The sequence below is a fragment of the Streptomyces purpurascens genome (assembly GCF_045040895.1).
GTDB classification, from domain to species: domain Bacteria; phylum Actinomycetota; class Actinomycetes; order Streptomycetales; family Streptomycetaceae; genus Streptomyces; species Streptomyces purpurascens.
Genome location: NZ_CP108341.1, coordinates 2,653,285 through 2,676,938, shown reverse-complemented (window position 1 = coordinate 2,676,938; position 23,654 = coordinate 2,653,285). Strand labels below are relative to the sequence as shown.

Genomic DNA, 23,654 nt, shown 5'->3' with positions numbered 1-23,654 from the left:
GTCGTCGTGGCGGTGGGAAGTTCAAGGCAGAATGCCCTCGTGACTGACTACGACGTACTCCGGGTCTTCTGCGGGCCGCGCGGTGGATACGGCAATGAACTCGGGGTCGTTCGCGAGGGTTCGGTGCTGCCCGAGGAGAGCGAGCGGCAGGAGTTCGCCGCGAAACTCGGCTTCAGTGAGACCGTGTTCGTCGACGATCCCGAGCGCGGCGTGATCGACATCTACACGCCGACCCTGCGGCTGCCCTTCGCCGGGCATCCCTGCGTCGGGGCGGCTTGGCTGCTCGACGTGCCCGAACTGGTCACCCCCGCAGGCGTGGTCGGTGCCCGGCAGGACGGGGAGTTCTGCTGGATCGAGGCGCGGGCGGAGTGGGCGCCGCCACGCACCCTGCGGCAGTACGGCAGCGCCGCCGAGGTCGACGATCTGGCCGTACCGCCGCCGGGGGAGTGGGTCTATGCCTGGGCCTGGGAGGACGAGCCCGCCGGCCGGGTCCGCGCCCGGGCCTTCCCCGGCCGTGGCGACGGCATCGACGAGGACGAGGCGACCGGGGCGGCGGCCCTGCTGCTCACCGACCGGCTGGGCCGGGCCCTCAACATCACCCAGGGCGCCGGCTCCCAGCTGCTGACCGCGCCCCAGCCGGGCGGGTGGACCGAGGTCGGCGGCCGGGTGCACCTCGAGCGCTGAACCGGGCGGTGGCCTCCGGGCTCACGCCGACAGCGGGAACTCGGCGCCCAGCGCCTGGAACACCGCGTTGTTCAGCGCGTACGCCCGCTTGCACTCGGCCACGGCCCGCTGCCGCTCCAGCTCGTCACCGGGCACCGCGTCCAGCAGTGCGCAGTAACTCCGCTTGAAGGCGGCCGGGTTGGGGATCTGCTCGAAGACGTAGAAGCGGACTCCGTCGCCCTTCTTCGTGAAGCCCCACGCCTTCTCGGCCGTGTCGCGGATGATCTGCCCGCCGGAGAGGTCGCCGAGGTAGCGGGTGTAGTGGTGGGCGACATAGCCGGCCGGCCAGGCGCGGGCGCACTCGGTGATCCGCTCCGCGTACTCCAGGGTGGCGGGGAGCGCGCTGATGCCCGACCGCCAGCCGGGGCCGCGCAGATACTCCAGGTCCTGCTCCAGCGAGGCCATCCGGAAGAGCTCCGGGCGGACGAACGGGCCGGCCACCGGGTCCGCCGCCAGCCGCGCGGCCCCCGACTCCAGCGCCCCGTACACGAACCACAGCTGCTCCGTGTAGCGCGCGAACGCGTCGACGCCCAGTTTGTGCCCCAGCAGGTCGCTCATGAAGGTCGAGCCCCTGACCTCCTCGTGCTGCTCTCGGGAAGCGGTCCGAATGAGGGTCGAGAAGGATTCCATGGCGACACTTTCTATGGTTAGGCTAACCTAAGTCAACAGCCTTGCCGACCTGTTGTCGGTAAACTTCCCGACGCGGCGTCGGTAAAAACCTGCGGACATGAGGAACGGCCCGTCCTCCGGGGAGAGCGGGCCGTTGGGCGGTGTGCGTGCGGTGGTGCTACGGCAGCGTGAGGATCTCCGCGCCCGTGTCCGTCACCACCAGCGTGTGCTCGAACTGGGCCGTCCGCTTGCGGTCCTTCGTCACGACCGTCCAGCCGTCGTCCCACATGTCGTACTCGTGCGTCCCGAGCGTCAGCATCGGCTCGATCGTGAACGTCATCCCGGGCTGGATGACCGTCGTCGCGTGCGGGCTGTCGTAGTGCGGGATGATCAGGCCCGAGTGGAACGAGCTGTTGATGCCGTGGCCGGTGAAGTCCCGGACCACCCCGTAGCCGAAGCGCTTGGCGTACGACTCGATGACCCGGCCGATGATGTTGATCTGCCGGCCGGGCCGGACGGCCTTGATCGCGCGGTCGAGGGACTCCCGCGTCCGCTCCACCAGCAGCCGCGACTCCTCGTCGACGTCGCCCACCAGGTACGTCGCGTTGTTGTCGCCGTGCACGCCGCCGATGTACGCCGTCACATCGAGGTTGATGATGTCGCCGTCGCGCAGGACGGTGGAGTCCGGGATGCCGTGGCAGATGACCTCGTTGACCGAGCTGCACAGCGACTTCGGGAAGCCGCGATAGCCCAGCGTCGAGGGGTAGGCACCGTGGTCGCACATGTACGCGTGCGCCACCTTGTCAAGCTCGTCCGTGGTCACCCCGGGGGCGATCAGCTTCGCGGCCTCCGCCATCGCCCGGGCGGCGATCCGGCCGGCGACGCGCATCGCCTCGATCGTCTCGGGGGTCTGCACCTCCGGTCCGGTGTACGGCGTCGGCGCGGGCTTGCCGACGTACTCGGGGCGACGGATGTTTCCGGGCACGGAACGGGTGGGGGACAGCTCCCCCGGTGCGAGCAGCGACTGGCCAGACATGCCAGCGAGTCTAACCAGCGCCCATGGGGGAACATGTCGGTGGCGAGAGGAGCTGGTCATGGCCCTGTTCAAGAAGCGCACGGTCGGCAAGCCGGGTGAGTGGTACTACTGCCTGGAGCACAAGAAGGTCGAAGAGGGGCCGGAGTGCCCCAACAAGGACCGGTTCGGGCCGTACGCCTCCCGCACGGAGGCCGAACACGCGATGGCGACCGCCCGCGAGCGCAACCTCCAGTGGGAGAACGACCCCAAGTGGCACGACGCCCCGGCGGGCGGCCGGGACGACACCGCCTGAGCACGCGTTCCGGGGTCCGGGGCGGCCGCCGACGCCGCCCCGGACTCACCACCGCGCGGGCGGCGGGGCGGTCAGATGCTCCGCCAGTCTCGACACCCTGTCCCGGAAGCGGCGGCGGCTTCGCGGGGTCGGAAGGGCGTTCTCGCCGGCCGCCGCGCTGACCAGGTGCTGGACCGTGTCCAGGTCCAGTTCCGAGCCGGTGGGGACGGCCAGGGTCTCGTGGGCCATCGCCGTCAGTTCGCCCGCGTCGGGGCCGAGGGCCAGGACCGTCGCCCCCGCGCGCCGGGCGTCGGACACCCGTTCAAGGAGTGGCGCGGCGCGTCCGGGTCCCTCGGGGGACACCACCAGCAGCGTCTCGCCCCTCCGGGCCGCCTCCAGCCGCCCCAGACCGACCGCCAGGTGCGCCGGGTCGCAGGGGTGCGCGTCGTGCCGTACCAGCGTCGGGGCCAGCTCCGGCGTGCCCGACCACGCCGCCTCGTCCACCAGGTGCGCGGCCAGATGCCACGGCTCGTACTCCGGCGTGCCGACGAGCAGCAGCCCGCCCCCGTGCGACACCACCGACCCCCGCAGCGCCCCGGCGAACCGCCGCGTGGCGCCCAGCCACTCGGTCCCGGCGAGCACTTCCCGCAGCAGCGCGACCCGTACGGCATCCATGCGACCGCATCCTGCCCCAACCGGTCACTCGTGATGTGGAATTCACCACGAATTCGCCCGGCTTGGGCAGAGCAACCGGTCACCCGTGCCGCTGTCGAACGACCGGAGGAGCCCGCCGATGACCGAGACCAGCGTCCCCTTCCGCGCCGGCCGCGAGGGATACGCCAGCTTCCGGATCCCCGCCGTCGTCGCCACCGCCACCGGCACCCTGCTCGCCTTCTGCGAGGGCCGCGTCGGCTCCCGGGACGACTTCGGCGACATCGACATCGTCCTCAAACGCTCCACGGACGGCGGCCGCACCTGGGGCCCGCTCCAGGTCGCCGCGGAGAACGGCGACGCCCTCGCCGGCAACCCGGCCCCCGTCGTCCTCGACACCGGCCGCGTCCTGCTCGTGCACGTGCGCAACGCGGCCCTCGCCACCGAGGACGCCATCCGGCGCGGCAAGGTGAGCGCGGCGGACGGCCGCCGCGTCTGGGTGCGGCACAGCGACGACGAGGGCCTCACCTGGTCCGCGCCGAAGGAGATCACCCAGGAGACCAAGAAGCCGCAGTGGCGCTGGTACGCCACCACCCCCGGCCACGCGATCCAGCTGAGCACCGGCCGGATCGTCGTCCCCGCCAACCACTCCCTGCCGCCCACCGGCACCGACCACGGCACCGAGGGCAGATACAACGGCGGCCACTGCCTCCTCAGCGACGACCGGGGCGCGACCTGGAGCATCGGGTACGTCGACGACACCACCGACGGCTACCTCAACGTCAACGAGACCACCGCCGCCGAACTCCCCGGCGGCCGCGTCTACTTCAACGCCCGCAACGACTCCACCTCGCCCGGCACCCGCGCCGACGCCCACTCGCGCGACGGTGGCCAGACCCTGGTGAAGCCCTTCCGTCCGCAGGCCGGCCTCGCCGCTCCCGTCTGCGAGGCGAGCGTCCTCCAGCTCCGCGACCCCGACCTGCTCCTGTACTCCGGACCCGCCGACCCGGGCTTTCGCGCCCTGATGACGATCCGCGCCTCCGCCGACGGCGGCACCACCTGGCGCCCGGCGTTCACGGTGGACGGCCTGCCCGCCGCGTACTCCGATCTGGTCCGCGTCGACCCGGACACCGTGGGGCTGTTGTACGAGACCGGCGACTTCGGCGCCTACGAGACGATCACCTTCCGGCGGGTGCCCGTGACCGAGCTGACCTGAACCGTCGGGGGCGCCGGCGCGGACGTAGAGTCGGGGCCATGACCTCTACCGACAGTGCTGCCACCGACAACGCCCAGAAGGCCCCCGCCAAGGACCCCTGGGACCTGCCCGACGTCTCCGGACTCGTCGTCGGTGTGCTCGGCGGAACCGGGCCCCAGGGCAAGGGCCTCGCCTACCGGCTCGCCCGGGCCGGCCAGAAGGTGATCATCGGCTCGCGGGCCGCCGAGCGGGCCCAGGCGGCGGCCGGGGAACTCGGGTACGGCATCGAGGGCGCCGACAACGCCGAGACCGCGCGCCGCAGCGACATCGTGATCGTCGCCGTGCCGTGGGACGGCCATGGCAAGACCCTCGAATCCCTGCGCGAGGAACTGGCCGGCAAGCTCGTCGTCGACTGCGTCAACCCGCTCGGCTTCGACAAGAAGGGCGCCTACGCGCTCAAGCCCGAGGAGGGCAGCGCCGCCGAGCAGGCCGCCGCCCTGCTGCCGGACTCCCGGGTCACGGCCGCCTTCCACCACCTGTCGGCCGTGCTGCTCGAGGACCCGGAGATCGACGAGATCGACACCGACGTGATGGTGCTCGGCGAGGTGCGGGCGGATGTCGAGATCGTCCAGGCGCTGGCCGGCCGTATCCCCGGTATGCGCGGCATCTTCGCGGGGCGGCTGCGCAATGCCCACCAGGTGGAGTCGCTGGTGGCGAACCTGATCTCCGTGAACCGCCGCTACAAGGCGCACGCCGGGCTGCGCGTCACCGACGTGTGAGCCGGTGAGGCCGATGGGGGACACTGGACGGCACCAGCGGTGCCAGTAGTGCCCGCAGTACCAGCAGTGTCCCCCGACAGGAGCCGACCGCCATGCCCCGCCTCGCCGTCTACGCCTCGATCGTCTGCGTCCTCTCCGTGGCCGCGGCCGTGGTCTCCTTCGTGCAGGGCAGCTGGCTGGGAATCGTCTGGGTGCTGCTCGCCGGACTGTCGTCGAACATGACCTGGTACTACCTGCGGCGTGCCAGGGCCCAGAAGTCGGTCACACACTGACCGCTTCCGTCACGGAGCCGCCTGGCAGAACTCGTTCGAGCCCTGCCAGAAGCGGTACAGCTCCTGACCGCAGTACGTCTCGAAGTCGCTGATCCCCAGGGACTTCAGGATCGTGTCGATCACGTCGAAGAACACGCCGTTCACCGCGGGCAGCCACAGCAGCGCGAACACGAACAGCAGGCCGAACGGCGCGAACGGCTCCACTTGGCGCCGGATCTTGTACGACAGCCACGGCTCGATCACGCCGTAGCCGTCCAGGCCCGGCACCGGCAGGAAGTTCAGCAGCGCGGCCGTCACCTGGAGCAGGGCGAGGAAGGCCAGGGCGAGACGGAAGTCGCTCGGCACGCCGTCCAGGGCGTCCAGCCAGAACGGTGCCGTGCACACGACCGCGAACAGCACGTTCGTCAGCGGACCCGCCGCCGAGATCAGACTGTGCCGCCAGCGTCCCTGGATCCGCCCCCGCTCGATGAACACCGCGCCGCCGGGCAGGCCGATCCCGCCCATGATCACGAAGATCACCGGGAGGACGATGCTCAGCAGCGCGTGCGTGTACTTCAAGGGGTTCAGGGTCAGATAGCCCTTGGCGCCGACCGAGATGTCGCCGCTGTGCAGGGCGGTGCGCGCGTGCGCGTACTCGTGCAGACACAGGGAAACGATCCAGGCCGCCGTCACGAAGAGGAACACGGCGACGCCGGGCTGCTCCGCGAAGCCGGTCCAGGTCGCCCATCCTGTGACCGCCGTCACGGCCATGATCCCGACGAACACGGGACTGATCCGCCGCTCGCTGTGGCGGCTGGTGGCGGTGGTCATGGGGCTCCCTGCACTCTTCGGACACGCGGTGGGACTGCCCGACCGTACCGGGCGCACGGGGAAAACGTCTCGCGCGGGGCGGTCGGTTCCGGAGAGGGTGGGGGCATGGGGCTTTGGCACGTGTTCTACGCGGACTGGCAGATGGAGTGCTGCGGCACGCCGTTCTCGGTGGGGGACGAGGTGAGCTGGCCCCTGCTGCTCCTGGACGCGGACGACGTGTACGGCGGCGGCTGGCACGACCAGCTCACCAAGGTCGCCGGGCCGGTGGAGCAGGTGGGCGGCGTCCGGGTGGTGCGGGAGGAGACGGGCCTCACGGTGGCACTGGGCGGGGAGCCCGGTGGGTGGATCCGGTCGGTCGGGCTGCTCTCCGTCGAACGGCACGGCGCGTCCTGGCCCCAGGTCGCCGGGCGGGTACGGGCCGTGCAGGTGCTGTCCCAGGGCTACGCCGAGAGCCCGCCCGGCTCGCGCTCCTGGGAGCCGGTCCCGGGGGAGCGGGGTCTGAGGCTGGTCGAGCAGTGCCCGAAGTGGTTCGCCGACGATGCCGCGGAGCAGGGACGCCGGCGGCGGGAATCGGGGGTGGTGGTGACCCTGGAGGTACCGGGCACGGACTCCTGGCTCTCACACGCCGTCCGCACGGCCCGGGGCATGCCCCAACAGGACACCGAGCCGGGCGCGGAGACACAGGGCATCCCCGCGGAGGCCCTGACGTCCCTGCTGGAGTCCCTGAGCACGGTCGCGCCGCCCCGGCACTCGAGGGCCGGACGGCCTCGTCATCATGCCTGAGCGGCGTCGCGCCGGGGCGGGACGGGCCGCCGCGACTGACCGGCCCGTTTGGTTCGGGCTCGGCGACCCGGCTGCCCACGGCCCGGTCATCCGGTCATCCGGCCACCTGGTCCAGCCTTCCGGCCGCTCCGGCGACCCGGCCCGGCTCTTGCCACCTCGCACGCGTGGCCACCCCGGCCCGGCGACGAGCCGGCCTCGGCGCGGCTGCCTGGCCACCCTTTCCCGGCCACCCGGCTCGGCGGTCGAGTCGGCCTCGGCCCGGCCGTCCGTGCCCGGCCGTTGCCAGCTCGCACGTGTGGCCACCCCGGCCCTGCGTCCAGCCGGCCTCGGCGCGGCTGCCTGGCCACCCCTTCCCGGCCACCCGGCTCGGCGTCGAGTCGGCCCCGGCCCGGCCACCCGGCTCGGCGGTCGAGTCGGCCCCGGCCCGGCCGCCCATGCCCGGCCGTTGCCAGCTCGCACGTGTGGCCACCCCGGCCCGGCGACGAGCCGGCCTCGGCGCGGCTACCCGGGGCCCGGCCACCCCGGCCCGGCGGCCGCGTCGGCCGCGGCCCGGCCGCCTGGCCAACCCATCCCGGCCACCCGGCCCAGCTACCCCCGCCCGCCCGCCCGCCCGCCCACCCACCCGCCGCGCCGTCGAACGTCGTGACCCGGCCTCGTACCACCGGAGACAATGGACCCCGTGCGCTATCGCATCCTCGGCACCACGCAGGCGCTCCGCACCGACGGCACGGTCGTTTCGGTGGGCGGGGCGCGGTTGCGTGCGCTGCTGACCGTGCTCGCTCTGCGGGCCGGCCGTACCGTGCCCGTGGGGCTGCTCGTCGACGAGGTGTGGGGCGGGGAACCGCCCGCTGACGGCCCGGCGGCGCTGCAGGCGCTGGTCGGGCGGTTGCGGCGGGCGCTCGGGGCGGACGCGGTCGCCTCCGCCGAGGGCGGGTACCGGCTCACGGCCGCGCCCGACGACGTCGATCTGCACCGGTTCGAGCGGCTGGCCGGCGAGGGACTGCGGGCCCTGGCCGACGGTGACCCCGCCAAGGCCGCCGTGATCCTCGACGACGCCCTCGCCCTGTGGCGCGGCCCGGCCCTCGCCGACCTCCCCGACCGCACCGCCGAGGCGGCCCGCCGGGACACCCGCCGCCTGGACGTCCTGCGCGCCCGCCACACCGCCGCCCTCGCCCTCGGCCAGGCCGAGCAGTCCCTGCCGGAGCTGACCGCCCTGTGCGACAGCCACCCCCTGGACGAGCCCCTGCAGACCCTGCGCCTGCGCGCCCTGCGCGACGCCGGCCGCACGGCGGAGGCCCTGGACGCCTACGAGGACGTCCGGCGGCTGCTCGCCGACCGGCTGGGGGCCGACCCGGGGCCGGAACTGCGTTCGCTGCACGCGGAGTTGCTGAGCCTGGGGGACAGGCCCGTAGCCGCATCCGCCGCCGGGGCTCAGCCCGTCGGCAACCTGCGGGCCCGGCTCACCTCCTTCATCGGCCGCGAGAGCGACATCGAGACCATCCGCGGCGATCTCACCACCGCCCGGCTGGTCACGCTCCTCGGGCCCGGCGGGGCCGGCAAGACCCGGCTGTCGCAGGAGGCCGCCGAGACCGTACGGCCCACCATGTCCGGCGGTGTCTGGCTGGCCGAACTCGCCCCGGTCGACGACCCCGCCGCCGTCCCGGAGGCCGTGCTCACCGCCGTCGGCGCCCGCGAGACCGTGCTGTACGGAGCCGGCGCCGAGGGCATCCGGGCCGCCGTCGCCGACCGGCTCGACGACCCCGTCGAGCGGCTCGCCGAGCACTGCTCCCGACCCGGCATGCTGCTGATCCTCGACAACTGCGAGCACGTCGCCGATGCCGCCGCCCGGCTCACCGAGGAACTGCTGGAGCGCTGCCCGGGACTCACCGTTCTGGCCACCAGCCGTGAACCCCTGGGCGTACCGGGGGAGTTGCTGCGGCCCGTGGAGCCGCTGCCCGAGCCGGTCGCACTGCGGCTGCTCGCCGACCGGGGCGCGGCGGCCCGGCCCGGCTTCCGCGTCCAGGACGACCCCGAGGCGTGCGCCGAGATCTGCCGGCGCCTCGACGGCCTGCCCCTGGCCATCGAACTCGCCGCCGCCCGGCTGCGGATGCTCACGCCCCGCCAGATCGCCGACCGGCTCGACAACCGCTTCCGCCTGCTCACCTCCGGCAGCCGTACCGTCCTGCCTCGCCAGCAGACCCTCAGAGCCGTCGTCGACTGGTCCTGGGAGCTGCTCGACGAGGACGAACGGGACGTCCTGCGGCGGCTTTCGGTGTTCGCGGGCGGCTGCGACCTGCCCGCCGCCGAGGCGGTGTGCGGTCCGGCCGCCCTGGAGGCGCTCGGCTCGCTCGTCGACCGGTCCCTGGTCGTGGCCGCCCCGCCCCGCGAGTCGGCCGACGGCGAGATGCGCTACCGGCTGCTGGAGACCGTCGCCGAGTACGCCGCCGAGCGGCTGGACGAGGCCGGACAGCGCGCCGAGGCCGAGCGCGCTCACCTGACGTACTTCCGCGAACTCGCCCGCGCCACCGACCCGTTGCTGCACGGACCCGGTCAGCTCGCCGCCATCCACCTGCTGGAGCGGGAGTACGAGAACCTGCGCACCGCCCTGCGCCACGCCGTCGCCCTGCGCGACGAGCAGGAGGCGCTCTGCCTGGCACTGTCCCTCGTCTGGTACTGGCAGATGCGCGACCTGCGCATCGAGGCCCGCACCTGGTGCCGCGAGGTCATGGCCCTCGGCCCCGACCCCTTCACCGAGCCCGTACGCCGTGCCGCCCCGGTCTGGCAGCGCTGCACCGACGCCCCGCCCCCGATGACCGGCGAGGTCCTCAAGGAGGCATGGCGCGGGATCCACCTCGCGCATCTCGCCTGCATGGACACCGAACTGGACGCCTGGCAGACCCCGCGGGCCCAGCAGAAGCTGCAGATCATCGCCGAGACCTACGAGCCCGGCCTCCCGCAGACCTGCCGGCTCCCCGGCATGCTCTGGTTCTTCGCCGTGATGCTGACCGGCGACATGGACCGGCTGCGCGTCGTCATGGAAGCGTCCATCCGCACCTGCCGGGAGACCCCCGGCTTCGAGTGGGAGCTGGCCTCCGGCCTCCAGATGCGGGCCAACTTCCTCGCCAACCGCACCGACTGGGCGGGCGACGCCGCCCGGGACGCCGACGAGTCGCTGGAGATCTACCGGAGCCTCGGCGACGCCTGGGGTACCGCGGAGGCCCTCTCCGCCCGGGCCGAGACCCACGAACGCAGGGGCGCCTACGCCCTGGCCGCCGCCGACTACGAGGCGGCCATCGCGCACGCGGAACACCTCGGTGCTCACGGTCAGACGGCCGTGCTCACCGCCCGGCTCGGCAACGCCCTGCTGGAGGCCGGCGAGGCCGAGCGCGGCGAGCGGCTGCTGCGCGAGGTGATCGCCGAGCGCGGGGACTCGATCAGCGAGGCCATGCCCGCCGCCCGCCTCTTCCTGGCCGTCCGGCTGGGCCTGACGAGTCGTGTCCCCGAGGCGCGCGAGCAACTGCGGCGGCTGCGCCAGGACTTCCGTATCGCCCACTTCATCGTCTTCGACGCGTTCATCCTCGGCGCGGAGGCCTGGCTGGACGCCGTGGAGGGGCGTCACGCGGAGTGCCTGGACCTCATCCGCAAGGCGCTGGAGCACGCCGCCGACCCGCGCTCGCAGGTCATCGCTCCCCATATGCGGGCGGTGTACCTGACCATCGGGGCCGGAGCCCTGGCCGGCCTCGACGGCGGGCACCGCGCCCGCGACGCGGCCCGCTGCCTGGGCGCCGCCGACGGCCTCCTGCCGCCCGGCCATGTCGCCGCGCGGCAGGAGCGCGAGACCCGCGAGCAGGCGGAACGGCGGGCCCGGGCGGTGCTCGGCGACCGGGCCTACGAGACCGCGTACGCGGAAGGCGGCGGCCTCTCCCCCGAGGAGGCCACCGCCCTGGTGTGACGCGAAGGCGAGCCCTCCGGTCAGCTCTTGGTGCGGAACTTGTGGATCGCGATCGGAGCCATCACCGCCGTGATCGCCACCGACCAGCCGAGCGTCACCCACAGATCGTGCGCGACCGGCCCGCCGACCATCAGACCGCGCGCGGCGTCCGCCAGCGTGGAGAGCGGGTTGTAGTCGGTGAAGGCCTGCAGCCAGCCCGGCATCGAGGTCGTCGGCGCGAAGATCGACGAGCCGAACTGGAGCGGGAACAGCACCAGGAAGCCCATCGCCTGCACGGACTGCGCGTTCTTCATGATCACGCCCAGGGTGAGGAACACCCACATGATCGACGACGCGAACGCGGTGGACAGGGCCACGGTCGCGAACAGTCCGGGCCAGTTGGTGATGTCGAACCCGACCGCGACGGAGACGATCATCAGCACGGTGGTCGCGAACAGCATCCGCATCAGCTCCACCGAGATCTTCGCGAAGAGCACCGAGCCGCGGCCGATCGGCAGGGACCGGAAGCGGTCCATGACACCGGAGTTGAAGTCCTGGCTGAAGCCGGTGCCGACGCCCTGGGACAGCGTCATGCTCATCATCGCGATCATGCCGGGGATCACGTACTGCACGTACTGGTCCTGCCCGCCGCCCAGCGCCTGCCCGATCGAGCCGCCGAACACGAACACGAACAGCAGGGTGAAGATGACCGGCATCAGCAGCGCGTCGGCCATCGACTCCGGGTCCTTGCGGATCCACAGCAGATTGCGGCGTATCAGGGCCCCGGTGTGGCGCAGGTGGGCGCGCGGCGAGATACGGGCGTCCGCCTCGGCTGTGTGGACGGTTGCGGTGGCGGCGCTCATACGGCGACCTCCTGACGGTCGTCGGCGGGCGTGGTGTCCTGCGGGGCACTGGCGCGGTGGCCGGTGAGGGACAGGAACACCTCGTCCAGGCTGGGCAGTTCGGTGGTGATGGAGGAGAGCGTGATGCCGCGCGAGGTGACCGCGCCGACCACGGCGGTCAGCTGCTCGTCGCTGAGGATCGGCACGAGGACGTCGCCCCGGTCGGTGTCCACGGTCGTGGTGGCGAGCCCGGTGATCCCCAGCTCGTCCAGCGCGGCGGCGAGGGGCCGCAGGTGCACCGGATCGGCCGGGCGTATCCGCAGCGCACGGCCGCCGACCTTCGCCTTCAGCTCCTCGATGGCACCGCCGGCGATGACCTGTCCGCGGTCGACGACCGTCAGCTCGGTGGCGAGCTGCTCGGCCTCCTCCATGTACTGGGTGGTGAGCAGCACGGTGACGCCGTCGCCGACCATGCGTTTGACTTCGTCCCACACCTCGTTGCGGGTGCGCGGGTCGAGCCCGGTGGTCGGCTCGTCCAGGAAGAGCACGGCCGGCCGGCCGATCATCGACGCGGCCAGGTCCAGCCGTCGCCGCATGCCTCCGGAGTACGTCGCCGCGGGCCGCTTGGCGGCCTCGGTGAGCGAGAAGCGCTCCAGCAGCTCGTCGGCCCGGGCCCGGGAGCTCTTGCGGGGCAGGTCGAGCAGCCGCCCGATCATGTACAGGTTCTCCCAGCCCGAGAGCTTCTCGTCCACGGAGGCGTACTGCCCGGTGAGTCCGATCACCCGGCGCAGCTGCCGGGGCTGCCGTACGACGTCGTAGCCGACGACGGTGGCGCGGCCCGTGTCGGGAGCGAGCAGTGTGGACAGGATCCGCACCAGGGTCGTCTTGCCGGCGCCGTTCGGGCCGAGCACCCCCATGACGGTGCCTTCCCGCACGTCCAGGTCGACCCCGTCCAGTGCCTTGGTCTCGCCGTAGTGCTTCACCAGCCCCCGCACGGTGACCGCGGCGCCGCCGGCTTGTGTGTCGATTCGCGTCATGAGACAGACGGTCTCAGGACCCACCGACAAACCACCGACACGCCACCGACAGACCGTGTCGGGGCCCCGACATGGGAACGGCCCGCCGACTGGGGGAAGGTCGGCGGGCCGTCCGTGGTACCGCTGTGGCTCTAGTGGACGGAGTGCTCCTCCTGCGGGAACGTTCCGCCGACCACGTCCTCGGCGAACGCCTTCACCGCGTTGCCCATGACCTCACGCAGGTCGGCGTACTGCTTCACGAACTTGGGAACGCGCCCGCCGGTCAGACCCAGCATGTCGGTCCACACCAGCACCTGCGCGTCGGTCTCGGGGCCGGCCCCGATCCCCACCGTCGGAATCTGCAGCACCCGCGTCACCTCGGCCGCCAGCTCCGCCGGGACCAGCTCAAGCACCACCGCGAACGCGCCCGCGTCCTGCACGGCCTTCGCGTCCCGCAGCAGCTGCTGGGCCGCCTCCTCGCCCCGCCCCTGCACGCGGTAGCCCATCGCGTTGACGGACTGCGGGGTCAGGCCGATGTGCGCCATGACCGGGATGCCGGACTCGACGAGCAGCCGGATCTGCTCGTGCGACCGCTCGCCCCCTTCCAGCTTCACGGCCTGCACGCCCGCCTCCTTCACCAGCCGGGTCGCCGAGCGCAGCGCCTGCACCGGACCCTCCTGGTAGGAGCCGAAGGGCAGGTCGCCGACGATCAGGGCGCGCGAGGTGCCCCGTACGACCGCCGCCGACAGCATGGTCATCTCGTCGAGGGTGACGGGCACGGTCGACTCGTACCCCAGGTGGCAGTTGCCCGCCGAGTCGCCGACGAGCATGACCGGGATGCCGGCCTCGTCGAAGACGGACGCGGTCATCGCGTCGTAGGCGGTGAGCATGGGCCACTTCTCGCCCCGCTCCTTGGCGGCGGCGATGTCGCGCACGGTGATGCGGCGGGTGCCCTTGCCTCCGTACAGCGCCTTGCCGCCGTCGGAGGGCTTCGTCCGCTCGGTCTGGGCAGCCGAAAGCTGCGTCATTGCACGGCTCCTTACACGTCATCTCGAGGCGCCCTGACGGCGTCCCCGGACCACGTCCATGGTGGCACCTCGTGCCAGTCAGGGCTAGGGGAGGCCCTGTGAGTTCCGCCGGAGCCCCACTGCGCGGCGCGCGTAAGAGCTCGGTAAAAGTATTCCAATACGAGACGGTCTCGTATCGAAATGCTTCTACGCTCGACGGCATGACTAATCCTGCCGACCGCGCCGCCCCCACCGGCCCCCGGATACCGGAAGCGGTGCACCGGCGCCGCTGGGCGATCCTCGGTGTGCTGATGCTGAGCCTGCTGATCGTCGTCCTCGACAACTCGATCCTGAACGTCGCCATCAAGACGATCTCCACCCCGGCTCCGACCGGCCTGGGTGCCACGCAGAGCGAGCTGGAGTGGGCGATCAACGCCTACACCCTCGTCTTCGCGGGCCTGCTGTTCACCGCCGGGCTGCTCGGCGACCGGCTGGGCCGCAAGAAGGTGCTGCTCGGCGGCCTCGCCGTGTTCGGCATCGGCTCCGCGCTCGCCGCGTTCTCCGGCTCGCCGGGGGAGCTGATCGCCTTCCGGGCCGTGATGGGCCTGGGTGCCGCGTTCGTCATGCCCGCCACCCTCGCCGTCCTCATGAACGTCTTCGAGCGCGAGGAGCAGCCGAAGGCCATCGGCATCTGGGCCGGCGGCGTCGGCCTCGCCATCGCCATCGGCCCCATCACCGGCGGCGTGCTCCTCGACCACTTCTGGTGGGGCTCGGTCTTCCTCATCAACGTGCCGATCGTGCTGCTCGCGCTCGCGCTGATGCTGTGGCTGGTGCCCGACTCCCGCGACCCGAAGCCGGGCCGTGTCGACCCCGTCGGCGTCGTGCTCTCCGTCGTCGGACTGGTCCTCCTCGTCTACGGCATCATCAAGGGCGGCCAGCTCGCCGACTTCACCGACGCCACCGTGCTGTCGACGATCGGCGCCGGTCTCGCCGTCCTCGTCGCCTTCGTGGTGTTCGAGAAGCGCAGCGACCACCCGTCGATCGACGTCACGTACTTCAAGAACAAGGTCTTCTCGTCCGCCATCGCCGCCATCGCGCTGGTGTTCTTCGCACTGATGGGCGTGACCTTCTTCTCGGTCTTCTACACGCAGAGCGTGCGCGGCTACTCGCCGCTGCAGACCGGCCTGCTGATGCTGCCGCTGGCCGCCGCCCAGATGATCTTCGCGCCACGGGCCCGGCTGCTGGTCGACCGCTTCGGCAACAAGGCCACCACGACCGCCGGAATGCTGGTCATCGCCGCGATGCTGGCCGCCTTCGCCACCCTGGAGGCCGACACGCCCATCTGGATCCTGGAGGTCATCTTCTTCCTCATGGGCACCGGCATGGCGCACATCATGACCCCGGTCAGTGTCGTCATCATGCAGGCCCTGCCCCGCGAGAAGGCCGGCTCGGCCTCCGCGCTCAGCAACACCTTCCGGCAGGTCGGCGGCGCCCTCGGCATCGCCGTCCTCGGCTCGGTGCTGTCCACGGCGTACCGCACCGGTATCGAGGACAAGCTCGGCACGCTGCCGCCCGCCGTACGCCACACCGCGGGCGAGTCCATCGAGGCCACGCTCGGCGTCGCGGCGAAGCTCGGCCCCGAGGGCAAGACCCTCGTCACCCCCGCCTACGACGCGTTCCTGCACGCGATGCACGTCACCGCCCTGTGGGGCGCGGGCGTCGCCCTCGTCGGCACGGTCGTCGTGGCGCTGTTCCTGCCCGGAAAGCCCCCGGCGCCCCAGCAGGGGGAGGAGGAGAAGGAGTTGTCGGACACGCGGTCGTGACCCTGCGCGACAATGCATCTCATCAGCCAGCAATGGACGGAGCGACGTGAGCCTCGCCGAACGGCACCCCCCGAACGACGGTCCCCCGAGGGGCCGCCCCAGAAGCGAGGCCGTCGAACGCGCCATCATCGAGGGCGTGATGAGGCTCCTGGAGGAGGGTGTGCCCCTCGCGGAGCTGTCCATCGAGCGCGTCGCCCGCACCGCCGGCGTCGGCAAGGCCACCATCTACCGCCGCTGGAGCGGCAAAGAGGAGCTCTTCGTCGACGTCCTGCGCGCCGCCGAACCGCCCGACCCGCCGCTCCCCGGCACCTCCATGCGTGACGACCTCGTGGTCCTCCTGGAGCAGGTGCGGCGGCGCGGCGTGGCCAGCCGCTCGTCGGCGATCCTGCACAACGCGCACGCCCAGATGAAGAGCAGCCCGAAGATCTGGGCGGCGTACCACGCCACCGTCGTCGCACCGCGCCGCCGGCTCGGCCGGGAGGTCCTGCGCCGCGGCCAGGAGAACGGCGAACTGCGCACGGACGTCGACCTCGACCTGCTCAACGACCTGTTCGTCGGCCCCCTGCTGCTGCGCGCCGTCCTGCACCCGGACGCCGACCTGCCGGAGGGCCTCGCCGAACAGGTCGTCGACACGCTGCTCGACGGGCTGCGTCCCGGCAGCTCATCGCCCGTCAGTTCGGTATCGCGGCCGTCCTAGTGTGCGCGTTTCGTCACAGAGGGCGCTTTCACAGGCGGTGACCGGAACTCGCCGCGCGGACTCGTTCGTCCTCGCCCCCGTACGGCCGTCGACGGACGGCGGGAACGGAACGGATCATCCCCTAGGGTCGTAATGACACGGGGGCGATGGTGTGCACGGCAGGCAGTGAGGCAACGGTATGGCGCAGCAGGCGTACATGACGGAGACGGACAACGGCGGCTCGGGGCCCGAGCGCCGGGGAAACCGGCTTCGGCGCCTGTTCGACCGGATGGCCGGCGGCCGGCGGGGCGACCCGCGGATGTGGCGGCGCGGTCTGTTCGTGGCCACGGGCGCGGTGCTGCTGGCCGTGGTCATGCTGGTGCACTCGCACATCCCCAACACCATCGGCAACCTGGGCAGCCTCATCGAGACGTTCCTGCCCTGGCTGGGGCTCCTCGTCCCGGTGCTGCTCGTCCTCGCCGTGGTCCGCAGGTCGGTGACCGCGCTGATCGCGCTGCTGCTGCCGTCGCTGGTCTGGCTGAACCTCTTCGGCGGCCAGCTCAGCGACAAGACCGCCACCGGCGGCGACCTCACCGTGGCCACGCACAACGTCAACGCCGACAACCCGGACCCGGCCGGCACCGCCCGTGACGTGGCCTCCTCCGGAGCGGACGTGGTGGCCCTGGAGGAACTGACGGCGTCCGCCGTCCCGACGTACGAGAAGGCGCTGGCGTCGACCTACCGCTACCACGCGGTGGAGGGCACGGTCGGGGTGTGGAGCAAGTACCCGCTGACCGGTGTGCGGGCCGTCGACCTCGACATGGGCTGGACCCGGGCGATGCGCGCCACCGTGACCGCCCCGGCCGGGCAGGTCGCGGTCTACGTCGCCCACCTGCCGTCGGTACGGGTCAAGATGGAGGCCGGTTTCACGGCCCGGCAGCGCGACCGGAGCGCGGAGTTCCTGGGCGAGGCCATCTCCCACGAGCCGCTGAAGAACGTCGTGCTGCTCGGCGACCTGAACGGCACCATGAACGATCGCGCGCTCAACGCCGTCACCTCCCAGATGCGCTCCACACAGGGCGCGGCCGGCAACGGCTTCGGGTTCAGCTGGCCGGCGTCGTTCCCGATGGCGCGCATCGACCAGATCATGGTCAGGGGCCTGAAGCCGGAGAGCTCCTGGACCCTCCCGGAGACGGGCAGTGACCATCTGCCCATCGCCGCGCGTGTGAAGGTCGCCACAAGCGGCTGAGGAGAGCCGTACGAGGAATAGCGGGCCTGAGAGACTTTGTTCCGTACTTGAACATACAAAGTACGGATCCCCCAGCAAGACTCGAAAGGCTTCCTCATGCCCCTGGCCCTGCTCGCCCTCGCCGTGGGCGCCTTCGGCATCGGTACCACCGAGTTCGTGATGATGGGGCTGCTGCCCGATGTCGCGGACGACCTGCACATCTCGATACCCAGCGCCGGCCATCTGGTGTCGGCGTACGCGCTGGGCGTCGTCATCGGCGCCCCACTGCTGGCCGCGGTCACGGCCCGGATGTCCCGCCGCACGGTCCTGATCAGCCTGATGGGACTGTTCGTCGCGGGCAACGCCCTGTCGGCCCTCGCGCCCGACAACGGCTGGCTGCTGGCGGCCCGCTTCCTGAGCGGCCTGCCGCACGGCGCCTTCTTCGGCGTGGGCGCCGTCGTCGCGACGAACATGGTCGCCCCCGAGCGCAAGGCGCGCTCGGTCTCCCTGATGTTCCTCGGCCTGACGGTCGCGAACGTCGCGGGCGTGCCCGTGGCGACCCTCATGGGCCAGAACCTCGGCTGGAGGGCGACCTTCCTCGGCGTCAGCGCCATCGGCCTGGCGGCGATCGCCGCGCTCGCGTTCCTGATCCCGCACGACCACGAGCACACCACCGCACAGGGCCTGCGCGGCGAACTCGCCGCCCTGCGCTCCCTCCCGGTCTGGCTGTCGCTCGGCACGACGGTCGCCGGCTTCGGCGCCCTCTTCTCGGCGTACAGCTACATCACGCCGATGCTCACGGACGCCGCCGGCTACGCCGGTGCGAGCGTGACCCTGCTGCTGGCGCTGTTCGGCGTCGGCGCGACCGCCGGCAACCTGCTCGGCGGCCGGCTGGCCGACCACTCCCTGCGGGGCACGCTGTTCGGCGGCCTGGCGTCCCTGGTGGTGGTGCTGGCGCTCTTCCCGCTGCTGATGCGTACGGAGCTGACCGCGGCCGTGGCCGTGATCCTGCTCGGCATGGCGGCCTTCGCCACCGGCTCCCCGCTCCAGCTGATGGTCATGGAGAAGGCCGCCTCGGCCCCGTCCCTGGCCTCCTCCGCCAACCAGGCCGCCTTCAACCTGGCCAACGCGGGCGGCGCCTGGATCGGCGGCCTCGCCCTGGCCGCGGGCTTCGGGGTCACCTCCCCGGCCCTGGCCGGCGCGGCCCTGGCCGTCCTCGGCCTGGCCGTGGCGGCGCTGGCGTACACGGTGGACCGGCGCAGGGCGCCGGCCGCCGGACGCGAGCGGATCGTGGCGAGCCACGTCCCGCAGGAGGCGGAGACGGTGCACCACTGACGGTTGCCGGTGGTATGCCGGTGCTGTGACTCGGGCGGCAGTCCGTGGGGTTGGTCCCACGGGCTGCCGCTCTGTTCATCGGGGGGTCTTGCTCTCCACGCGGGTCAGGTCGTTGTCGACGGCGTCACGTGCTCGTTCTCCCGCAGGGGGACGCTTTCGGCGTAGCGCGTGCACGCATCGCACCTGGTGAGCAGATCGTGCTCGCAGTTGATCACGTGCACGAGGAATCGTTCGGCGTCCTCGAGTTGCGCTCGTTGCGCCCGGATCCGGTGGAGCTGCCGCTCGATCGCGCCCTTTCTCTCGGGTTCACCCCGGTGCAGCGCCAGCCGGATCTCCGGCAGGCTCATGCCGACGCCCTGGCATGCCCGCAGGACCCGCAAGCGGTGGAGGTGTTCCTCGCTGTAGTCGCGCTGGCCTGACGGTGTGCGGTCGGGCACGACGACGCCCACGTCGTCCCAGTGCCTCAGCACATGCACCGCCACTCCAAGACGGTGAGCGACCTCTCCGATCTTCATGAGGCCATTGTCCCCGCTTGACCTCAGGTCGACCTGAGGTTCTAGCTTCATCGTATGAAGACGAGTGCATCGCGGCTGCCGGATCCTGTCCACGTCACCGTCGACGGGACAAGCGTCGCGACCTACGTACTGGCTCCCGAGGGGCGGGCTCCGCTGGGGGATGTGGTGTTCTGCCACGGCACGCCGTGGTCGTCACAGGTGTGGGCGGAGGCCGCACGGCACCTGAGCAGCGGTCATCGGGTGTTCTTGTGGGACATGCCTGGCTACGGCCGATCGCCGAAGGACCCGGCAGTACCGGTCGATCTCGCCTCCCAGATGTCGCGGTTCGCTCGACTGCTCACCCACTGGGGCCTGGACAGGCCGTACGTCGTCGCACACGACATCGGAGGAGCCGTGGCACTCGGAGCTCACCTGCTTCACGGCGGTGAGTACGCGAGTCTGTTTCTCTGGGACGCGCTGACACTCGATCCGTGGGGATCGCCGTTCTTCCGTCTGGTCGCCGACCATGCCGACGTGTTCGCGGAACTTCCGGCCGCGCTCCACACGGCCCTGGTCAGGGAGTACATCGCCGGTGCGGCACGTCACCAGTTGACAGCCGGTTGGGTGGACGCGTTGAGCCAGCCGTGGTTGGGGGCGTCGGGTCAGCCGGCGTTCTACCGTCAGATCGCCGCGCTGCGGCCTGAACACACTCGCCCGGTCGCGGAACGCCTGCGGCAGGTGCGCTGCCCGGTGACGATCGGCTGGGGTGAGCAGGACCCATGGCTTCCTGTCGACCAGGCAGCTCGCTTGCGAGACCTGCTCCCCGGAAGTCCACCCGTGATCCTGCTGGGCGAGGCCGGGCACCTTGCCCCTGTCGAAACGCCGGCGCGTGTGACTCGCGCTCTCGTCGACTGGCTCGGCGGCCCGCACGCGTGATGCTCGTCCGGGCCGGTCTCGACCCCGCTGGTGCCTATGGTCAAGGCGAGCCTGACGCCACCTGACCCGGTGTCAGCGCGTCGACCAGTTGATCGAGTCCGTCGAACCGTCCGTCGAAGTCGTCGGAGCTCGTCGGCGGATCCCCGGCCGGCCGACGGACGTAGGCGGTCCGCAGGCCCGCAGCCCGGGCTCCGCGCAGGTCCCAGGCGTGGGCGGCCACCATGAGGACGCGCTCCGGTGGGCATCCGGCGGTGTCGACGGCGAGCCGGTAGACCTCCGGTGCCGGCTTGTAGGCGAGGACGGCCTCGGCGGAGAGTGCCTGGTGCCAGCGCAGCCCCGTATGCGCGTCGAGCCGCAGCAGGGCGGTGCGACTGGCGTTGGAGAGCCCGATGACCGGGAACCGCCGCGCGAGCCGCCCGAGACCGGCGACGGAGTCGTCCCACGGGGGCAGGCGCTGCCCCGCCGTGGCCAGCCGGGCGACGGCCGCCGCATCGTCGATCCCGGCCTGCTCGGCGACGCGCCGGGCGGCTTCCGCGTCGATGACCTCGGTGTTTGCGTAAGGGCGGTGTCCCCGCTGGATGCGTTGTTGCTCGTGCTCACAGTGCTGCTGCCACAGGGTGACCAGGTCGCCGACAACCGCCTCGTCGGACGCGGGAGTTGCCTCGCGAATCGCCGCTCGAAGCCCGCTGGACTCATCGACGAGCGTTCCGAGGACGTCGAAGACGACGACCTCGATGTCCCGGATCTCGCCCATGCGTTCCCCTGCCCTCGGCTCGGTCGTCACCACTTCAGCAGGTGACGATATTGCCCACCCGGCTCGTCACCGGTCAAGATGGTGACGTGGATTTCACCTTCGTGAGCGGCAACCCGGCACTGGATCTCGCGGGCACGGTCCTGTCCCGCCGGGGCGACCCCGTCGACCTCCTGACCCGGCCCTCGGATCTCGAACGGTGGGTGGCCGCCTGCGACGGACTCCCCGACCGGGTGACCGCCGACGAGACGGCCCTCCGGTCGGCGCTGTCCTTGCGAGAAGCGCTCTACCGCCTGGCTCTCGACCGCGTGCTCGACCGCCCCTTCGACCCGGGCTGCCTCGGAATCGTCAACGACACGGCCGCCGGGCCGGTCCCGACGATCGAGCTCAGTGACACCGGACTGCGCATGTCGGGAGACCTCCGCGCGGCACTGTCCCAACTGGCCCGAAGCGGTATCGCCTTGCTGGCCGACCCCCACGCCTGCCTCAAGGAGTGCGGCCGCCCCGACTGCACCCGCATCTACCTCGACCGCTCACGGGGCGCGCGGCGCGCCTGGTGCGGGATGGAGGAGTGCGGCAATCGCGTCAAAGCGGCGGCTTATCGGGCGCGGAGAAGAGACGCCGACTGACCGACGCCCGTGGGAGTCCGCGCCGTGCGCCCGGACTCCCACAAGGTGTTCGAGGTGTTCCGCCTCTCAGACCGACTCCCGCCACCCGTTGGTGATCGGCAGCCGTCGGTCCTTCCCGAAGCCCTTCGCCGAGATCTTCGTGCCCGGCGGGTACTGGCGGCGCTTGTACTCCGCCGTGTCGACCATGCGCAGCGTCTTCGTGACCAGTTCCCGGTCGAAGCCGGCCGCCACGATCTCGTCCGCGCCCTTGTCGTGGTCGACGTACAGGTCGAGGATCGCGTCCAGCACCGGGTAGTCGGGGAGCGAGTCCGTGTCGACCTGGCCCGGGCGGAGTTCCGCGCTCGGGGGCTTGGTGATGGAGTTCTCGGGGATCGGCGGGGTCTGGCCGCGCTCCCGGGCGGCCCTGTTGCGCCACTCGGCCAGGCGGAAGATCGACGTCTTGTACACGTCCTTGATGGGGCCGTACGCCCCGACGGAGTCGCCGTAGAGCGTCGAGTAGCCGACCGCCAGCTCCGACTTGTTGCCGGGGGCCAGGACGATGTGGCCCTCCTGGTTGGAGACGGCCATGAGGAGCGTGCCGCGCAGGCGCGACTGGAGGTTCTCCTCCGCCAGGCCCGTCAGGCCCAGCGAACCCATGTACGCGTCGAACATCGGCTCGATGGGCACGGTCCGGTAGTTCAGGCCCGTGCGGTGGGCCATCTCCGCCGCGTCGTCCTTCGAGTGGTCCGAGGAGTACTTCGACGGCATCGACACGCCGTACACGTTCTGCGCGCCCACCGCGTCGCACGCGATCGCGGCGACCAGCGCCGAGTCGATGCCGCCCGACATACCGATCAGGACCGACTTGAAGCCGTTCTTCGCGACGTACGCCCGCAGGCCCACGACCAGCGCCGAGTAGACCTCCTCGTCGTCGTCCAGGCGGTCCGCGTAGCCACCGGGCAGTTCCCGCTCGTAGGGAGCCACGGGCTCCTCCGAAAGGATCACCCGGTCGATCCGCAGGCCGTCGTCGACGACACCCGTGGGCGCGTCCGCCGAGGCCGCCGGCAGGTCCAGGTCCAGGACCACGCAGCCCTCGTCGAACTGCGGCGCCCGCGCCACGACCTCGCCGTCCTTGTCCACGACGATCGAGTCACCGTCGAACACCAGCTCGTCCTGGCCGCCGATCATGGCCAGGTACGCGGTCGTGCAGCCGGCCTCCTGGGCCCGCTTGCGGACCAGCTCCAGGCGCGTGTCGTCCTTGTTGCGCTCGTAGGGGGACGCGTTGATCGACACCAGCAGGCCCGCCCGCGCCGAGCGCGCCGCCGGGACGCGGCCGCCGTCCTGCCAGAGGTCCTCGCAGATGGCCAGGGCGACATCCACGCCGTGGACGCGCAGGACCGGCATGCTGTCGCCGGGCACGAAGTAGCGGAACTCGTCGAAGACGCCGTAGTTCGGCAGGTGGTGCTTGGCGTAGTTCAGGACCACCTCGCCGCCGTACAGCACCGCCCCCGCGTTCTGCGGCGCGCCGGCCGGCTGGCCGTACTTCGGCTGGGCGGTCGCGCTGCGGTCGAGGTAGCCGACGATCACCGGCAGCTCACCGAAGCCCTCGTCGGCCAGGCGGGTGGCCAGAGCGCCGAGCGCCGCCCGGGAGGCCTCCACGAAGGACGACCTGAGGGCCAGGTCCTCGACGGGATACCCGGTCAGCACCATCTCGGGGAACGCCACGAGATGCGCTCCCTGCTCGGCGGAGTGCCGGGTCCAGCGGACGATCGACTCGGTGTTCCCGGCGAGGTCGCCGACGCTCGAATCGATCTGGTTCAGGGCGAGACGTAGTTGAGGCACGGGCCCAGTGTAATCGTCAGAGCGACGCAATGGGGT

The 23,654-nt window shown here is 71.7% G+C and carries 23 protein-coding genes; 13 read left to right on the top strand and 10 right to left on the bottom strand.

The window, feature by feature from the left end:
• The first annotated feature begins 39 nt into the window (after positions 1-39).
• Entirely contained in the window at positions 40-684 is a 645-nt protein-coding gene (locus OHU35_RS12235; protein WP_405505291.1) for a PhzF family phenazine biosynthesis protein, read from the top strand.
• 21 nt (positions 685-705) lie between these two features.
• On the opposite strand, the gene OHU35_RS12230 is transcribed toward OHU35_RS12235, so the two are convergent.
• Together OHU35_RS12230 and map are read right to left on the bottom strand one after the other, a co-directional pair.
• Positions 706-1,353, bottom strand: coding sequence for a biliverdin-producing heme oxygenase (locus OHU35_RS12230; RefSeq protein WP_328414636.1), 648 nt, complete (start codon positions 1,351-1,353; stop codon positions 706-708).
• A gap of 157 nt (positions 1,354-1,510) precedes the next feature.
• The gene (gene map / locus OHU35_RS12225; protein WP_189724696.1) at positions 1,511-2,368 is read right to left on the bottom strand and encodes a type I methionyl aminopeptidase; all 858 of its coding nucleotides are present in this window, start codon (positions 2,366-2,368) and stop codon (positions 1,511-1,513) included.
• A 58-nt stretch (positions 2,369-2,426) separates the two neighbouring features.
• On the opposite strand from map, the gene OHU35_RS12220 reads away from it, so the two are divergent.
• Positions 2,427-2,660: a hypothetical protein gene (locus OHU35_RS12220; RefSeq protein WP_184596201.1), complete on the top strand. Its 234-nt coding sequence runs from the start codon at positions 2,427-2,429 to the stop codon at positions 2,658-2,660.
• 45 nt (positions 2,661-2,705) lie between these two features.
• Here OHU35_RS12220 and OHU35_RS12215 read toward each other — a convergent pair whose 3' ends face one another.
• Positions 2,706-3,314: a hypothetical protein gene (locus tag OHU35_RS12215; protein ID WP_359895528.1), complete on the bottom strand. Its 609-nt coding sequence runs from the start codon at positions 3,312-3,314 to the stop codon at positions 2,706-2,708.
• Positions 3,315-3,432: 118 nt separating this feature from the next.
• On the opposite strand from OHU35_RS12215, the gene OHU35_RS12210 reads away from it, so the two are divergent.
• The 3 genes from OHU35_RS12210 to OHU35_RS12200 all read left to right on the top strand — a co-directional run bounded on the left by OHU35_RS12210 (position 3,433) and on the right by OHU35_RS12200 (position 5,536).
• Entirely contained in the window at positions 3,433-4,506 is a 1,074-nt protein-coding gene (locus tag OHU35_RS12210; RefSeq protein ID WP_405505290.1) for an exo-alpha-sialidase, read from the top strand.
• Between the two features lie 38 nt (positions 4,507-4,544).
• Positions 4,545-5,264 (top strand): NADPH-dependent F420 reductase, encoded by a 720-nt coding sequence (gene npdG, locus OHU35_RS12205; protein ID WP_405505289.1) that lies wholly within the window; start codon positions 4,545-4,547, stop codon positions 5,262-5,264.
• Positions 5,265-5,356: 92 nt separating this feature from the next.
• On the top strand, positions 5,357-5,536 hold the full coding sequence (locus OHU35_RS12200) for a hypothetical protein (protein WP_189724692.1): 180 nt from the start codon (positions 5,357-5,359) through the stop codon (positions 5,534-5,536).
• Positions 5,537-5,545: 9 nt separating this feature from the next.
• On the opposite strand, the gene OHU35_RS12195 is transcribed toward OHU35_RS12200, so the two are convergent.
• The gene (locus OHU35_RS12195; RefSeq protein WP_189724691.1) at positions 5,546-6,346 is read right to left on the bottom strand and encodes a site-2 protease family protein; all 801 of its coding nucleotides are present in this window, start codon (positions 6,344-6,346) and stop codon (positions 5,546-5,548) included.
• Between the two features lie 105 nt (positions 6,347-6,451).
• Between OHU35_RS12195 and OHU35_RS12190 the strand changes: the two genes are divergently transcribed.
• Positions 6,452-7,129, top strand: coding sequence for a DUF6578 domain-containing protein (locus OHU35_RS12190; protein WP_189724690.1), 678 nt, complete (start codon positions 6,452-6,454; stop codon positions 7,127-7,129).
• A 670-nt stretch (positions 7,130-7,799) separates the two neighbouring features.
• A complete protein-coding gene (locus tag OHU35_RS12185) occupies positions 7,800-11,081 on the top strand; it encodes a BTAD domain-containing putative transcriptional regulator (RefSeq protein WP_405505288.1) in 3,282 nt (1,093 codons plus the stop codon).
• Positions 11,082-11,101: 20 nt separating this feature from the next.
• Here OHU35_RS12185 and OHU35_RS12180 read toward each other — a convergent pair whose 3' ends face one another.
• The 3 genes from OHU35_RS12180 to panB form a co-directional block, all read right to left on the bottom strand.
• Positions 11,102-11,923, bottom strand: coding sequence for an ABC transporter permease (locus tag OHU35_RS12180; RefSeq protein ID WP_405505287.1), 822 nt, complete (start codon positions 11,921-11,923; stop codon positions 11,102-11,104).
• Positions 11,920-12,939: an ATP-binding cassette domain-containing protein gene (locus OHU35_RS12175; RefSeq protein ID WP_184596212.1), complete on the bottom strand. Its 1,020-nt coding sequence runs from the start codon at positions 12,937-12,939 to the stop codon at positions 11,920-11,922. Before OHU35_RS12175 ends, OHU35_RS12180 begins: the two co-directional genes overlap by 4 nt.
• A 131-nt stretch (positions 12,940-13,070) precedes the next feature.
• Entirely contained in the window at positions 13,071-13,946 is an 876-nt protein-coding gene (gene panB, locus OHU35_RS12170; protein WP_189724687.1) for a 3-methyl-2-oxobutanoate hydroxymethyltransferase, read from the bottom strand.
• A 200-nt stretch (positions 13,947-14,146) separates the two neighbouring features.
• Here panB and OHU35_RS12165 point away from each other — a divergent pair, with 200 nt between their 5' ends.
• The 4 genes from OHU35_RS12165 (at position 14,147) to OHU35_RS12150 (ending at position 18,987) form a co-directional block, all read left to right on the top strand.
• Entirely contained in the window at positions 14,147-15,748 is a 1,602-nt protein-coding gene (locus tag OHU35_RS12165) for an MFS transporter (RefSeq protein WP_405505286.1), read from the top strand.
• A 46-nt stretch (positions 15,749-15,794) separates the two neighbouring features.
• The gene (locus tag OHU35_RS12160) at positions 15,795-16,445 is read left to right on the top strand and encodes a TetR/AcrR family transcriptional regulator (RefSeq protein ID WP_359895524.1); all 651 of its coding nucleotides are present in this window, start codon (positions 15,795-15,797) and stop codon (positions 16,443-16,445) included.
• A 268-nt stretch (positions 16,446-16,713) separates the two neighbouring features.
• A complete protein-coding gene (locus OHU35_RS12155; protein WP_405509209.1) occupies positions 16,714-17,673 on the top strand; it encodes an endonuclease/exonuclease/phosphatase family protein in 960 nt (319 codons plus the stop codon).
• A 96-nt stretch (positions 17,674-17,769) separates the two neighbouring features.
• A complete protein-coding gene (locus tag OHU35_RS12150; protein WP_189724683.1) occupies positions 17,770-18,987 on the top strand; it encodes an MFS transporter in 1,218 nt (405 codons plus the stop codon).
• Between the two features lie 104 nt (positions 18,988-19,091).
• Here the strand turns inward: OHU35_RS12150 and OHU35_RS12145 are convergent, their stop codons facing one another.
• Positions 19,092-19,502 (bottom strand): MerR family transcriptional regulator, encoded by a 411-nt coding sequence (locus OHU35_RS12145; RefSeq protein WP_189724682.1) that lies wholly within the window; start codon positions 19,500-19,502, stop codon positions 19,092-19,094.
• A 54-nt stretch (positions 19,503-19,556) separates the two neighbouring features.
• Here OHU35_RS12145 and OHU35_RS12140 point away from each other — a divergent pair, with 54 nt between their 5' ends.
• Positions 19,557-20,417, top strand: a complete 861-nt coding sequence (locus tag OHU35_RS12140) for an alpha/beta fold hydrolase (protein ID WP_405505285.1) — start codon at positions 19,557-19,559, stop codon at positions 20,415-20,417.
• Positions 20,418-20,457: 40 nt separating this feature from the next.
• Here OHU35_RS12140 and OHU35_RS12135 read toward each other — a convergent pair whose 3' ends face one another.
• A complete protein-coding gene (locus tag OHU35_RS12135; RefSeq protein ID WP_405505284.1) occupies positions 20,458-21,171 on the bottom strand; it encodes a haloacid dehalogenase type II in 714 nt (237 codons plus the stop codon).
• 86 nt (positions 21,172-21,257) lie between these two features.
• On the opposite strand from OHU35_RS12135, the gene OHU35_RS12130 reads away from it, so the two are divergent.
• Complete coding sequence (locus tag OHU35_RS12130) at positions 21,258-21,797, top strand: CGNR zinc finger domain-containing protein (RefSeq protein ID WP_405505283.1); 540 nt, start codon at positions 21,258-21,260, stop codon at positions 21,795-21,797.
• A gap of 66 nt (positions 21,798-21,863) precedes the next feature.
• Here the strand turns inward: OHU35_RS12130 and OHU35_RS12125 are convergent, their stop codons facing one another.
• Positions 21,864-23,618 (bottom strand): NAD+ synthase, encoded by a 1,755-nt coding sequence (locus OHU35_RS12125; RefSeq protein ID WP_189724678.1) that lies wholly within the window; start codon positions 23,616-23,618, stop codon positions 21,864-21,866.
• Between the last annotated feature and the right edge of the window lie 36 nt (positions 23,619-23,654).

Bases quoted from the DNA above. Each gene is read 5' to 3' on its own strand.
- map (WP_189724696.1), bottom strand. From the start codon at position 2,368: ATGTCTGGCCAGTCGCTGCTCGCACCGGGGGAGCTGTCCCCCACCCGT.
- OHU35_RS12135 (WP_405505284.1), bottom strand. From the start codon at position 21,171: ATGGGCGAGATCCGGGACATCGAGGTCGTCGTCTTCGACGTCCTCGGA.
- OHU35_RS12210 (WP_405505290.1), top strand. From the start codon at position 3,433: ATGACCGAGACCAGCGTCCCCTTCCGCGCCGGCCGCGAGGGATACGCC.
- OHU35_RS12155 (WP_405509209.1), top strand. From the start codon at position 16,714: ATGGCCGGCGGCCGGCGGGGCGACCCGCGGATGTGGCGGCGCGGTCTG.
- OHU35_RS12175 (WP_184596212.1), bottom strand. From the start codon at position 12,939: ATGACGCGAATCGACACACAAGCCGGCGGCGCCGCGGTCACCGTGCGG.
- npdG (WP_405505289.1), top strand. From the start codon at position 4,545: ATGACCTCTACCGACAGTGCTGCCACCGACAACGCCCAGAAGGCCCCC.
- OHU35_RS12190 (WP_189724690.1), top strand. From the start codon at position 6,452: ATGGGGCTTTGGCACGTGTTCTACGCGGACTGGCAGATGGAGTGCTGC.
- OHU35_RS12220 (WP_184596201.1), top strand. From the start codon at position 2,427: ATGGCCCTGTTCAAGAAGCGCACGGTCGGCAAGCCGGGTGAGTGGTAC.
- OHU35_RS12140 (WP_405505285.1), top strand. From the start codon at position 19,557: ATGAAGACGAGTGCATCGCGGCTGCCGGATCCTGTCCACGTCACCGTC.
- OHU35_RS12195 (WP_189724691.1), bottom strand. From the start codon at position 6,346: ATGACCACCGCCACCAGCCGCCACAGCGAGCGGCGGATCAGTCCCGTG.
- OHU35_RS12230 (WP_328414636.1), bottom strand. From the start codon at position 1,353: ATGGAATCCTTCTCGACCCTCATTCGGACCGCTTCCCGAGAGCAGCAC.
- OHU35_RS12185 (WP_405505288.1), top strand. From the start codon at position 7,800: ATGGACCCCGTGCGCTATCGCATCCTCGGCACCACGCAGGCGCTCCGC.
- OHU35_RS12165 (WP_405505286.1), top strand. From the start codon at position 14,147: ATGACTAATCCTGCCGACCGCGCCGCCCCCACCGGCCCCCGGATACCG.
- OHU35_RS12200 (WP_189724692.1), top strand. From the start codon at position 5,357: ATGCCCCGCCTCGCCGTCTACGCCTCGATCGTCTGCGTCCTCTCCGTG.
- OHU35_RS12150 (WP_189724683.1), top strand. From the start codon at position 17,770: ATGCCCCTGGCCCTGCTCGCCCTCGCCGTGGGCGCCTTCGGCATCGGT.
- OHU35_RS12215 (WP_359895528.1), bottom strand. From the start codon at position 3,314: ATGGATGCCGTACGGGTCGCGCTGCTGCGGGAAGTGCTCGCCGGGACC.
- OHU35_RS12145 (WP_189724682.1), bottom strand. From the start codon at position 19,502: ATGAAGATCGGAGAGGTCGCTCACCGTCTTGGAGTGGCGGTGCATGTG.
- panB (WP_189724687.1), bottom strand. From the start codon at position 13,946: ATGACGCAGCTTTCGGCTGCCCAGACCGAGCGGACGAAGCCCTCCGAC.
- OHU35_RS12180 (WP_405505287.1), bottom strand. From the start codon at position 11,923: ATGAGCGCCGCCACCGCAACCGTCCACACAGCCGAGGCGGACGCCCGT.